This window comes from Acinetobacter sp. YH01005 (assembly GCF_013420465.1).
GTDB lineage: Bacteria > Pseudomonadota > Gammaproteobacteria > Pseudomonadales > Moraxellaceae > Acinetobacter > Acinetobacter amyesii.
The window spans coordinates 15437-27862 of record NZ_VOYA01000019.1 but is presented as its reverse complement, the minus strand read 5'-3'; the positions used below and the strand labels follow the sequence as shown (position 1 = coordinate 27862).

Sequence of the window (12426 nt, the reverse complement as noted above, 5' to 3'; positions counted from 1 at the left end):
TTAATTTTCTTCTCTATACATCCATGCCTGTTCAGGAGGAATTTCATCTATTTGATCCTGAATGTAAAAAATCAAATTTTTAGTTTTTGATATTGCGGTCATTTTTTTATAGTCAACCTGCATTTCAGGATCTTCTTCCCATTGTTTTAAAAAGGATTCTTTGGGGTTCTGTTCGGTTGTTTCATGAAAATAAACCACACCACCATCAGATGTTTGTGGATCATGGTTGCCATCTAAAGATAAAATTTTGACATGAATAAAATATGCTTTTAATTCAGAATTTGTATCTTTAGTAGCGTTAGCAAGATTAGGATCTATATCCATTTGATGCTGAGTTTGTATCTGTGTTGATGTTGCAACATCATCAACAGAAGTTAAAGCCGCTTCCTCCTGAGAACAAGCGGCAAGCATCCATGCAAAACAAATCATGATTTTTTTCATATTTTTAGCGCATTTATTTACCAATACAAAACGATCCGAAGATCTTGCCGAGTAAATCATCCGCACTAAAGTCACCCGTAATTTCACCTAAAGCATTTTGCGCCAACCGTAGAGACTCGGCTACCAACTCACCCGCATGATAAACTACCAACTGCTCACGTGCTTCTGCAAGATAGCGCTGAGTGCGCTTCATTGCATCTAAATGGCGTGTTCGAGCAATAAAGGTATCTTCTTCTGGTTGAAAGCCTGCATGCGCTGTAATCGCATCAATAAGCGCTTGAACGCCAGTTTCTTGTTTAGCCGAAACCCTAATATGTCGAAAACCGTTTAAATCGGTAATTTCCGCGGTAGATCCCGTCAAATCGCATTTGTTACCAATCAACATCAACCGCTTCGGTTCAATATGATCGGCAAAGTACGCTTGAGCCAATTGTAGTGGATCTTCGCCCTGACTTAAGTCATAGACCAAAAGTAACAAGTCAGCTTGCTCAATTTCTTTAATTGCGCGGCGAATCCCTTCTTTTTCGACGATATCACCGGTTTCACGTAAACCTGCGGTATCGGTCAAGGTAATCGGCAAACCATTGAGGCTGATTTTTTCATGTAAGACATCACGCGTCGTACCAGCAATATCCGTCACAATCGCACGTTCCACACCCGCCAAAGCATTGAGTAGAGATGACTTACCTGCATTGGGTTTACCGGCAATCACCACTTGTAAACCTTCACGTAGTAACTGACCTTGACGAGCAGACTGCTGTACAGCATGGACCGAGCTTGCCACTTCATCTAATAAACCCAAAATCTTACCATCCGCCAAAAAGTCGATTTCTTCTTCAGGAAAATCAATCGCTGCTTCCACATGCAAACGCAAATGGATAAGTTTTTCTAGCACCGTATTGACCTTGCTCGAAAAGGCACCTTGTAATGAACGTACCGCAGAACGTGCCGCAGCTTGTGAGGTGGCATCAATCAGGTCGGCAATCGCCTCGGCTTGCACCAAGTCCATTTTGCCATTTTCAAAGGCGCGCATTGAAAATTCGCCCGCTTTCGCAGCAATAGCACCCAATTCAAGTAACCGTGCCAATAATGCATTTTGAATAACAGGGCCGCCATGACCTTGAAGCTCCACCACATCTTCACCCGTAAAAGAGTGCGGATTTGGAAAGCAAATCACCAAACCTTCATCCATGATTTCATTCGATGCATCATAAAACTTACGGAAACCAGCAAAACGTGCTTCTGGTAAGGATTGCTGCGTTAATGCTTCTGCAATGGCATAAGATTTGGGACCAGACAGGCGAATCACGCCGACACCACCACGACCCGGCGGTGTGGCAATTGCTGCGATGGTGGTTCGGTTTAACATAAAATTCACCTAAAAATTTTCAAACGACAGATAAAGAAAAATCCGCCTAAGATTACCATCTTAAGCGGATTTATTCAGCCCATCAGCAATGCTTAGTTTGCTGAGTCAGCCGCTTCACGTTTTAAACGGTCTTTTTCAACTGATTTGTTAATCAAACCTTGTTGAAGAATAGTAATACTGTTGTTACAGATCCAGTAAAGCACAAGGCCTGCAGGGAAGAACAACATAAATACCGTAAAGATCACTGGCATGATTTTGAAGACTTTCGCCTGCATTGGATCAGCCGGTTGTGGGTTCAAACTTTGCTGAATGAACATGGTCAAGCCCATTAATAGCGGCAAAATAAACCATGGATCCATCGCAGATAAATCTTGAATCCAACCTAACCATGGCGCATGACGTAGTTCAACAGACTCCATCAATACCCAGTACAAAGCAAGGAAGATCGGCATTTGGAGCAATAACGGCAAGCAACCTGATAGTGGGTTCACTTGTTCACGTTTATACAATGCCATCATTTCTTGCGAGAAGCGCATACGGTCTTCACCGAACTCTTCTTTCATGCGTTGCATTTCAGGTGCAATCACACGCATTTTCGCCATAGAGCGGTAGCTCTTCGACGACAATGGCCACAAGATCAGTTTCACCAGAATCGTCAATAGAATAATTGACCAACCCCAGTTACCCACTAAACCGTGGAAAAACTCAAGACCGACGAATAATAATTTCGCAATAGGCCATAACCAACCGTAGTCTACAGTTTGGTTTAAACCAACCGCCAATTCTTTCAATTCAGATTGGATTTTTGGACCTGAATAGAACGTTGCATCTACTTCTGCCACAGTTCCTGCAGGAACATTGATTGCAGGTGAAGTGAACTGAATAATGTTCATATCATCAGTAGATTTACGTGACTCAAGTTTCGCAGCATAAGGCTGACCATTGGCTTGCGTTAATTTGATCTGTCCAGGAATCCACGCACTCACGAAGTAATGCTGAACCATTGCAACCCAACCGCCAGTTGCTTCAACATTCAATTTTTCTTCATTGAAGTTGGCAAATTTAAGTTTGTTGTAATGTTCTTCAGGCGTACCCCATGCACCACCAAGGAATGTACCTAAAGTGAAAATACCTTGATCAGATTTACCTGGATCTTCAGAGTTGTCGCGTTTAAGCTGACCAAACATCTGACCTTGCCAGTTCTGAGCACTGCGGTTCACGATTTTATGATTCACAACAACAGGGTATTCACCTTCAGTGAAGTTAAAGGTTTTAATAACCTCTACACCATCTGCTGTTTTATAAACCATTGGTACTGACAAAACTTTTGCTGTTTGGCCATCTTTACCCTTCACAGCTTTTGCGTCATTTAACGTATATGAAGATTTTTCAATCTCATAGGTCGGACGTCCTTTCGGATTGCTGTCAGGGCCATTAAGACCAATTAAGCCAGACTGAGCAACATAAGTCCGTTTTGCATCGCTTTCAAGCATTACAAACGGTTCATCGCTGTCTTTATTTTTGTCATGATTGAGTAATTCAATACGAACAATATCGCCACCCTTTGGATTAATCCAAAGATGGTAAAGGTCAGTTTGTACTGAAATTAACTGTTGACTAACAGGTGCAGTGGCATCTGTTGTTTGTTGTGTAGCAGCATTATTTGCTTGCGGCACATCAGTAGCAGCCGTAGCTGTCTGGCCATTTGGTAAATCGGCAGATACTTCATGCGTTACCACCGCAGCATTTTGCTGAGGTTTTTGTTCCGCATTTCCATAATCTTTCTGCCAAGCCAAAATGAGCAAATATGCGACAACAAACATGGCCCCTAGAATTGCAATCCTGGCCCATTGTTGCATAGGTATTACCCCAAGTGGTTAGAGTGATTTTGGTTCAATAAACGTTCACGAAAGGGTACAGCAACGTGACGCGTTTGAGAATCTATTTGCTGAAATGAAATAAAACGAATTGCTTTTGATGGAACAGGATCATAGCCTGAACCGCCCCAAGGATGACAACGGCAAATACGCTGAACAGCTAGACACACTCCACGTACAGCACCATGTTGATGGACTGCTTCCAAAGAATATTGAGAACATGTTGGAATATAACGACAGCGTGGTCCCAATAAAGGACTAATCGCAATCTGATAGAAACGAATGAGCCAATGCAGTAAACGAACCATTGGTCATCTCTACGCTTGTGAGGAGGTAGCTATTTTTTTATGCTTATTTGCAAGGCGCTGCAATTTTTGCCAAGCAAATTGTAATTGCTGATGCAACTCTGCATTCGGTATCGCCTCTATGCCCATTTTTGGCATAACGACAATATCTAATACATTAGACTGCTGTTGATGCAGGCGAAAACTTTCGCGTGCAAGTCGTTTTACTCGATTTCTTTCATGTGCGCGGCGCACTTTTTTCTTAGCAACAACAATACCCAAACGGCTATTCGGCTGTTCGGAGATTTTTGCTAGAAATAAGAAATGGGGTTGATGCACTTTAAAAAGCGCACCATCGAACACACTTTTATAATCGGCAGCACAGTGTATTCGCACATCTGTGCTAAAACCGTAAAGTGTTGTCATAACACCCAAGTCTTGACAGTCTTAACTGAAATTAAACAGTTAAGCTGTGACGACCTTTTGCACGACGACGCGCTAATACTTGACGGCCAGCTTTAGTAGCCATGCGAGCACGGAAACCATGAACGCGTTTACGTTTCAACTCAGAAGGTTGGAAAGTACGTTTCATATCGAAACTCCAAAAATGATCTTTCAGTAAAGGTTCGCGATTTTAGTGCTCATTGCTTGAGCTGTCAATGAAAAACACGCTTTCTTTCAAAATCTAGGCTGTGATATATCAAGATAATATAAGGATTAGAAATCAGTCAGAAAGTTTTAAATTAAAATATTCACAAACTAAATCATTGTATATGTTAATTATTTAAGTTATCTTCAAGTTTACTCACAGATTTATCCACAATCCCAAATTTGTGAATTGGTTTTTATGAATTTAAATTTGAATTTAAACCAACCATCAAGTTATCCCCAGAATGGGTCGATCTTATAAATAAATTCAAATTTTAAAATTTAAATTTATTACTATTAGTGTTGATATTTTCTGTGGAAAACGCATTTTTAGATTTAAAAAACAAATAATTAAATTGTGGATAACGATGTTTTTATAATTTTGATAGTTTGTGGATAACTTTGTGCTACAATTTATCCACAGCTTGCGGATAAACTTATCCACACGTGATTTAAATTTAAATTTAAACTCAATTTGCGTTTTTTTGATCGATTTCGACTGATTTGTTCATGACAGATGTGGATAAGATGGTTAGAATGGCTGCCCGCTTAGGCGGGGTTAAATTATTTTTTTACGTACAATGGACTGAAATAGGGGTTTCACATGCTTTGGACAGACTGCTTAACTCGCTTGCGACAAGAGCTTTCAGGAAATGTCTATACAATGTGGATACGCCCACTAGTGGCAGAAGATGCAGGTGATACTTTAAAACTCTATGCACCGAATCCGTATTGGACACGCTATATTCAAGAGCACCATTTAGAACTGATCTCTATTTTAGCGGAACAGTTGTCTGAAGGTCGGGTACGTAAAGTCGAGATTTTGGTTGATTCACGGCCTGGTGCAATTTTATCTGCAGCTGAGCAACCAGCAACAACCACCGCAGCATTAGAGTCAACGCCACAAGTGTCGGCACCGACTCGTCCTAAAAAAGAAAAAGAAGAGACGTCTTCAAAAAATAACCGTAAGCGTCAGCTTAACCCATTATTTACCTTTTCCTTGTTTGTTGAAGGCCGTTCCAATCAGATGGCGGCAGAAACCTGTCGTAAAGTCTTGACGCAGCCCGGTGCTTCACAGCATAACCCCTTATTTTTGTATGGACCGACTGGTTTAGGTAAAACCCATTTGATGCAAGCTGTAGGTAATGCATTATTACAAGCGAAGCCGAATGCACGTGTGATGTACATGACGGCTGAAAGTTTTGTACAAGACTTTGTGAGCTCGTTACAGCAAGGTAAGGTTGAAGAATTTAAGAAAAATTGTCGTTCGCTAGATTTGTTATTGGTGGATGATATTCATTTGTTGGCGGGTAAAGAGGCCAGCTTGGTTGAGTTTTTCTATACCTTCAACGCGTTATTAGATGAATCTAAGCAAATCATTTTAACCTCAGATCGTTATCCAAAAGAACTGACTGAGCTAGATCCACGTTTAGTTTCACGTTTTTCGTGGGGCTTATCGGTGGGTGTTGAACCACCAGATATTGAAACCCGTATTGAAATTTTACTGAAAAAAGCGGAAAGCAATGGCGTGGAACTTCCACGTAATTGTGCGCTGTTTATTGCTCAACAAGTGGTTGCCAATGTTCGTGAACTAGAAGGTGCGCTGAATAAAGTTGTAGCCATTTCTCGTTTTAAAGGTACCGCTATCGACCTTGATGTGGTGCGTGAATCATTAAAAGATGTGTTGGCGATTCGTGCACGTACCATTAGTACTGAAAATATTCAGCGTGTGGTGAGTGAATATTTTCGTATTCCGCTGAAAGAATTGGTTGGCCCAAAACGTACACGTATTTATGCACGTCCACGTCAGTTGGCTATGGGGCTAGCACGTGAGCTAACAGGGGATAGTTTCCCTGAAATTGGTATGGCTTTTGGTAATCGTGACCACAGTACTGTGATGCATGCCTGTGAAAAAGTACAAAGCCTGCGTGAAGAAGATCCAATCTTCAATGAGGACTATAAAAACTTGCAACGTCTGCTGCAAAGTTAAGTCTTTTCGTTCAAATTCTGTTCTTGCAATGCGGTATGTTCTGCCGCATAGTACACTGCTAAAAAATTAATTTATTTTGTCTGTCTTCAGTTTTTAGAGGAATGTATCGTGCGTTTAAAAATCGCGAAAGAAAGCTTACTGAATGTTCTATCACATGTCGTAGGAGCGGTTGAGCGTCGCCATACCTTAAATATTTTATCCAATGTAAAAGTACAAGTAACAGAGCAAGCTTTGACCATTACTGGTTCAGATCTTGAAGTGGAACTGGTTGCAAGCACACCACTTACTGAAGGTGCATGTTTACAAGCAGGGGTGACGACTGTTCCTGCACGTAAATTGATGGATATCTGTAAATCATTACCGTCAGCGGCATTGATTGATTTGCAAATTACTGAAGATCAACGTTGTATTTTAAAATCTGGAAACAGTCGTTTTGTATTGGGTACTTTGCCTGCAGAAGACTATCCATTATTAACCACTGAAAATACTCAAGGCACTCAAGTCGGTGTGACTCAGCGTGAGTTAAAGCGTTTATTTGAGAAAACATCTTTTGCCATGGCGGTTCAAGATGTGCGTTTCTATTTGACAGGTACTTTGCTTGAAATTGATGAAAATCAATTGCGTGCAGTAACGACCGATGGTCATCGTTTAGCAATGTGTGAAACAGCTGCAAGCTCGAATGCGACACAAGCAATGCAAGCGATTGTTCCACGTAAAGCCGTAGGTGAATTGCAGCGTCTATTGAGTGTTGAAGACGAGCAATTATCGTTGTTGATTGGTCGTGAATTATTAAATGTAACGATTACCATTGCCAGCCGTGATAAAGAGCAGGGTGATATAACCGTACGTTTCACCACAAAATTGATCGATGGTAAATTCCCAGACTACCGCCGTGTGATTCCACGTGGTGGCGATAAAAACGTGCGCATTGCACATGATGTATTTAAACAATCACTGCAACGTGTAGCGATTTTAAGTAATGAAAAATTGCGCGGCGTATTCTTGAAGTTTGATGCGGATACTTTACAACTGCGTGCCAATAACCCTGAGCAGGATGAAGCTATCGAAGATCTCGCGATTCAATATGCTGATGCACCGATGGAAATGTCATTCAATGCACAATACTTATTGGAAGTTCTGAATGTATTGGATGGTGATGATGTTGCAATGACCATGACAGAAGCCAACCAGTCTGTATTGGTACAAGATCCACAACAACAAGATCAAACCTATGTTGTGATGCCAATGCGTGTTTAATTCGGACTGACGTCTCAATTATTATGCATATCACGCGTTTACATGTAGAACGTGTTCGAAATTTAAAGACGGTTGCACTCTCTGGGTTGCAGCCGTTTAATGTCTTTTATGGGCAAAATGGTTCAGGTAAAACTTCTGTATTAGAAGCAGTACATTTGCTGGCAACTGGACGTTCTTTTCGAACCCATATTCCGAAAAACTATATTCAAAATAATAGCCCTGACGCTGTCGTCTTTGCGCAGTCTGCAACAGACCGCATTGGTATGCAAAAAATGCAGTCGGGTGAGCAAGTGATTAAAGTTAATGGCGACCTTGTGGGGACACAAGGGCAGTTGGCCAAGATTTTACCGCTACAACTCATCGACCCACAAAGTACGGATATCATTGATCATGGTGCGAAGCCACGACGTCAACTTTTAGATTGGTTGATGTTCCACGTGGAACCGGAGTTTTACCATACATGGCAATATTATGCACGGGCATTAAAACAGCGGAATAGTTTGCTGAAATCACGACGTCATTTGAGTTTGTCTGACTTAGAACCGTGGAACAAAATGCTCAGTGACTATGGTGAGATCTTGCATAGTCTGCGCAGTAATGTGGTGGAACAGTGGATTCGATATTTCCAACAAGATCTCCAAGCATTATTGCCTGATTTAACAGTGACACTGGAATACAATGCAGGCTTTCATGCTGAAACAGGACTGCTGAATGATCTGACCAATCAGCACTTTAAAGACTGCGAACGTGGCTATACTGAGTATGGTCCGCACCGTGCAGATTTAAGGTTGAAAACCGCTATGGGTGATGCTGATGTTGTGCTCTCACGTGGGCAAAAAAAGTTATTGATCATGGCGTTAAAACTGTCACAGATTGCAATGCTACATGCTTGTAATAAGGAAACTGTGGTATTATTAGATGATCTGACAGCAGAATTAGATTTAACCGCACAACAGCGTTTAATTGAGCGTTTAAGCCATCTTGGTAGTCAAGTTTTTATTACCACTTTAGACCATGATTCAGTGCAAAAACACTTACATGATTTATCTATTTCTTATCAATTATTCAAAGTTGAAAATGGTACGGTGCAGGCTGTTGTGCAATGAAATACCACCTTTGGATAGACCTATTTTTCACTAGGGAGAAACCATGAGTTCAGAAGATCAAGCTGCTTCTCAAACAGAACAAACCATAGAAAAAGCTTATGATTCCTCTAGCATCAAAGTATTACGTGGTCTAGACGCTGTACGTAAGCGTCCGGGCATGTATATTGGTGATACTGACGATGGTACTGGCCTACACCACATGGTGTTTGAAGTTGTCGATAACTCAATTGATGAAGCGTTGGCAGGTCATTGTGACGAAATTCAAGTCACCATCCATGAAGATGAATCTGTGAGCGTATCGGATAACGGCCGTGGTATTCCTACCGACATTCACCCAGAAGAAGGTGTTTCTGCAGCAGAAGTGATTTTAACGATTCTGCATGCGGGCGGTAAATTTGACGATAATAGCTATAAAGTTTCAGGCGGTCTACACGGTGTAGGTGTATCCGTGGTGAATGCGCTTTCAAGCAAGCTCGAATTAACTATTCATCGTGCGGGTCAAATCCACCAGCAAGAATATAAACACGGTGATTCCGTGTATCCATTAAAAGTGGTGGGTGAGACAGATCGTACCGGTACACGTGTACATTTTTGGCCAAGTGCTGAAACCTTCAGTCAAACGATTTTTAATGTCGATATTTTGGCGCGTCGTTTACGTGAATTATCTTTCCTGAATGCAGGTGTGCGAATTGTGCTACGTGACGAACGTATCAATTTAGAGCACGTTTATGACTATGAAGGTGGTTTGTCTGAGTTTGTAAAATATATTAACCAAGGCAAAACCCATCTGAATGATATCTTCCACTTTACTACTCAAGCGGATAATGGCATTGGTGTAGAAGTTGCATTGCAGTGGAATGATTCTTATCAGGAAAATGTTCGTTGCTTTACCAATAATATTCCACAAAAAGATGGCGGTACGCATTTAGCGGGTTTCCGTGCCGCATTAACCCGTGGCTTAAACAGCTACATGGAAAACGAAAACTTACTCAAAAAAGAGAAAGTGGCGGTTTCTGGTGATGATGCGCGTGAAGGCTTAACTGCAATTGTTTCGGTGAAAGTGCCTGATCCAAAATTCTCTTCGCAAACCAAAGAAAAATTGGTGTCGAGCGAAGTGAAAACTGCGGTTGAACAAGCCATGAATAAATCGTTCTCTGAATATCTTTTAGAGAATCCACAAGCTGCTAAATCGATTGCAGGCAAAATTATTGATGCAGCACGTGCGCGTGATGCAGCGCGTAAAGCACGTGAAATGACTCGTCGTAAGAGTGCGCTTGATATTGCAGGCCTGCCAGGTAAATTGGCCGATTGTCAGGAAAAAGATCCTGCATTGTCTGAACTTTACTTAGTCGAAGGTGACTCTGCGGGCGGTTCTGCAAAACAGGGCCGTAACCGTAAGATGCAAGCGATTTTGCCGCTGAAAGGTAAAATCCTCAACGTGGAACGTGCACGTTTTGACAAGATGATTTCTTCACAAGAAGTGGGAACACTGATTACTGCTTTAGGTTGTGGTATTGGCCGTGAGGAATATAACCCAGACAAACTACGTTATCACAAAATCATCATCATGACCGATGCTGACGTCGATGGTTCGCACATTCGTACGCTACTGTTGACCTTCTTCTTCCGTCAAATGCCAGAACTTGTGGAACGTGGATATATTTATATTGCACAGCCACCGTTGTATAAGCTGAAAAAAGGCAAGCAAGAACAGTACATCAAAGATAATGATGCGCTTGAGACTTACCTGATTTCAAATGCAATTGATGAGCTTGAATTACACATCAGTGCAGAAGCACCAGCCATTCGTGGTGAGGCTTTAGCGGGTGTGATTGCGGATTATCAAACCTCTCAAAAGAGCTTGCATCGTCTGACTGTACGTTATCCTGCAAGTGTGTTGGATGGTTTATTGGCAGTAGAAGGCTTTAAGTTAGATCACGCAAATAACCAAGACTATGTACAGACTTGGGGTGAGCAACTACGTGCCAATATTGAGAAAACTCAACCTAGCTTACGTCCTGAATTAAGCTTAGAAACTTTTGAGCATGAAGATACCGAAGGCAATAAGTCAGCGACCTATTTCCCGCGTATTACCATCTATGTTCATAACTTACCGCACCAATACTTGTTAGATTCAGGTCTATTGGGTTCAGGTGAATATGCACGTTTACTCAAAAATTCGAAGAGTTGGTTCACCTTATTGGAAGAAGGTGCTTACCTACAAAAAGGTGAGCGCAAAATTCCAGTAAATAGCTTCCATCAGGTTTGGCAAAACATCCTACAAGACTCACGCCGTGGCATGATGATTCAGCGCTATAAAGGTTTGGGTGAGATGAATGCTGAACAGCTTTGGGAAACCACAATGGATCCTGAGAACCGTAACATGCTGCAAGTAACGGTACAGGATGCGATTGAAGCTGATCGTATGTTCTCTTGTTTGATGGGTGATGATGTGGAACCACGTCGTGCTTTCATTGAAGAAAATGCGTTAAATGCGGATATTGATGCCTAAATTCTGATTACAGAATCATTTAAAAAAGCACTCTTCGGAGTGCTTTTTTTTGTGCTATCTTAAATAAAATTGAATATTAAATCGCCAATTTGTGTTTTATAAAATTGACTTATTCTGATGCTAAGCTCAAATCAAATTGAACTTAGCAGCTAAAAATAAGAGGTCTATATATGATGGACAATCAACTTGAACACATTCGTGACATCTGGGTAAATGCATTTTTTACCGGAAATTATACTGTTTTAGCCGAATACGAAGATGAGCACTTTAAGGTGGTTTATGAGCAAGACGGGCGTGTCGAAAGTAATTATGTCCGCTATGAACGTATTGCACATGCAGTGAAAAATGGGGTTTGGAAACCACAAAAACCAGACGTAGAATTTGAAGAATATGAGTTTAATCGTGACCAAACGGAGTGCAAAATTTTAATTGGTTTAGCTGAAACACAGCAGCAAATACAGGAAATCTGGCATTTTGATCAGACCTGGAAAATACAAGAATTACGTTTTTTAAAGGCAAAAAAAGCCCATCCTTCTGCCTTATCTTAAACAATAAAAAGTTTAAATTGATGTCGTGAGTGGAGATAAAATGCATCCATCTTGCAAATGTGGATAAGTTTTGTGAATTTTCACATTTAATAGTGTTCAACATCAAAGTCATTTATAATTGTGGATAATATCATTTAAAAATATTTATCCACAAAAAGGTGGTTCGATATTTTGAATTTAAAAAATAAAAATGAATTTAAAACCAAGATTTGAATTTAAAAATGGCTTTTGTGGATAACTATGGCAATGAGTTTGATGTGAAGTATATTTTTTGAATTCATTTACAAAGTTAGGGTAAAAGCTATCGCTGAATTTTTAGATTCTTTCCGAATAGAAATGCCTTAACGATGCAATAACCAGTTGGATATGAACATTCGATTTTTTAAATATTTTT

Annotated in this window: 11 protein-coding genes; 5 read left to right on the top strand and 6 right to left on the bottom strand. The window is 40.8% G+C overall.

The window, feature by feature from the left end; translation table 11 throughout:
• The 6 genes from FTT72_RS12660 to rpmH all read right to left on the bottom strand — a co-directional run bounded on the left by FTT72_RS12660 (nucleotide 1) and on the right by rpmH (nucleotide 4563).
• Nucleotides 1-441: a hypothetical protein gene (locus tag FTT72_RS12660; RefSeq protein WP_180036054.1), complete on the bottom strand. Its 441-nt coding sequence runs from the start codon at nucleotides 439-441 to the stop codon at nucleotides 1-3.
• A gap of 13 nt (nucleotides 442-454) precedes the next feature.
• Entirely contained in the window at nucleotides 455-1810 is a 1356-nt protein-coding gene (gene mnmE, locus FTT72_RS12655) for a tRNA uridine-5-carboxymethylaminomethyl(34) synthesis GTPase MnmE (protein ID WP_180036053.1), read from the bottom strand.
• A gap of 92 nt (nucleotides 1811-1902) precedes the next feature.
• Entirely contained in the window at nucleotides 1903-3669 is a 1767-nt protein-coding gene (gene yidC / locus FTT72_RS12650; protein ID WP_180005505.1) for a membrane protein insertase YidC, read from the bottom strand.
• A 5-nt stretch (nucleotides 3670-3674) separates the two neighbouring features.
• Nucleotides 3675-3995 (bottom strand): membrane protein insertion efficiency factor YidD, encoded by a 321-nt coding sequence (gene yidD, locus FTT72_RS12645; RefSeq protein WP_111885710.1) that lies wholly within the window; start codon nucleotides 3993-3995, stop codon nucleotides 3675-3677.
• Nucleotides 3996-4004: 9 nt separating this feature from the next.
• Nucleotides 4005-4397 (bottom strand): ribonuclease P protein component, encoded by a 393-nt coding sequence (gene rnpA, locus FTT72_RS12640; RefSeq protein ID WP_180175894.1) that lies wholly within the window; start codon nucleotides 4395-4397, stop codon nucleotides 4005-4007.
• Nucleotides 4398-4428: 31 nt separating this feature from the next.
• Entirely contained in the window at nucleotides 4429-4563 is a 135-nt protein-coding gene (gene rpmH, locus FTT72_RS12635; RefSeq protein ID WP_000831329.1) for a 50S ribosomal protein L34, read from the bottom strand.
• A gap of 660 nt (nucleotides 4564-5223) precedes the next feature.
• Between rpmH and dnaA the strand changes: the two genes are divergently transcribed.
• The 5 genes from dnaA (at nucleotide 5224) to FTT72_RS12610 (ending at nucleotide 12032) form a co-directional block, all read left to right on the top strand.
• Nucleotides 5224-6609, top strand: coding sequence for a chromosomal replication initiator protein DnaA (gene dnaA / locus FTT72_RS12630; protein ID WP_180173943.1), 1386 nt, complete (start codon nucleotides 5224-5226; stop codon nucleotides 6607-6609).
• A gap of 108 nt (nucleotides 6610-6717) precedes the next feature.
• Entirely contained in the window at nucleotides 6718-7866 is a 1149-nt protein-coding gene (dnaN, locus tag FTT72_RS12625; RefSeq protein ID WP_078189507.1) for a DNA polymerase III subunit beta, read from the top strand.
• A 23-nt stretch (nucleotides 7867-7889) separates the two neighbouring features.
• Nucleotides 7890-8972, top strand: coding sequence for a DNA replication/repair protein RecF (recF, locus tag FTT72_RS12620; RefSeq protein ID WP_180178481.1), 1083 nt, complete (start codon nucleotides 7890-7892; stop codon nucleotides 8970-8972).
• A gap of 43 nt (nucleotides 8973-9015) precedes the next feature.
• Complete coding sequence (gene gyrB, locus FTT72_RS12615) at nucleotides 9016-11484, top strand: DNA topoisomerase (ATP-hydrolyzing) subunit B (RefSeq protein WP_180178480.1); 2469 nt, start codon at nucleotides 9016-9018, stop codon at nucleotides 11482-11484.
• Between the two features lie 170 nt (nucleotides 11485-11654).
• The gene (locus FTT72_RS12610) at nucleotides 11655-12032 is read left to right on the top strand and encodes a hypothetical protein (RefSeq protein ID WP_078189504.1); all 378 of its coding nucleotides are present in this window, start codon (nucleotides 11655-11657) and stop codon (nucleotides 12030-12032) included.
• Nucleotides 12033-12426: the final 394 nt, after the last annotated feature.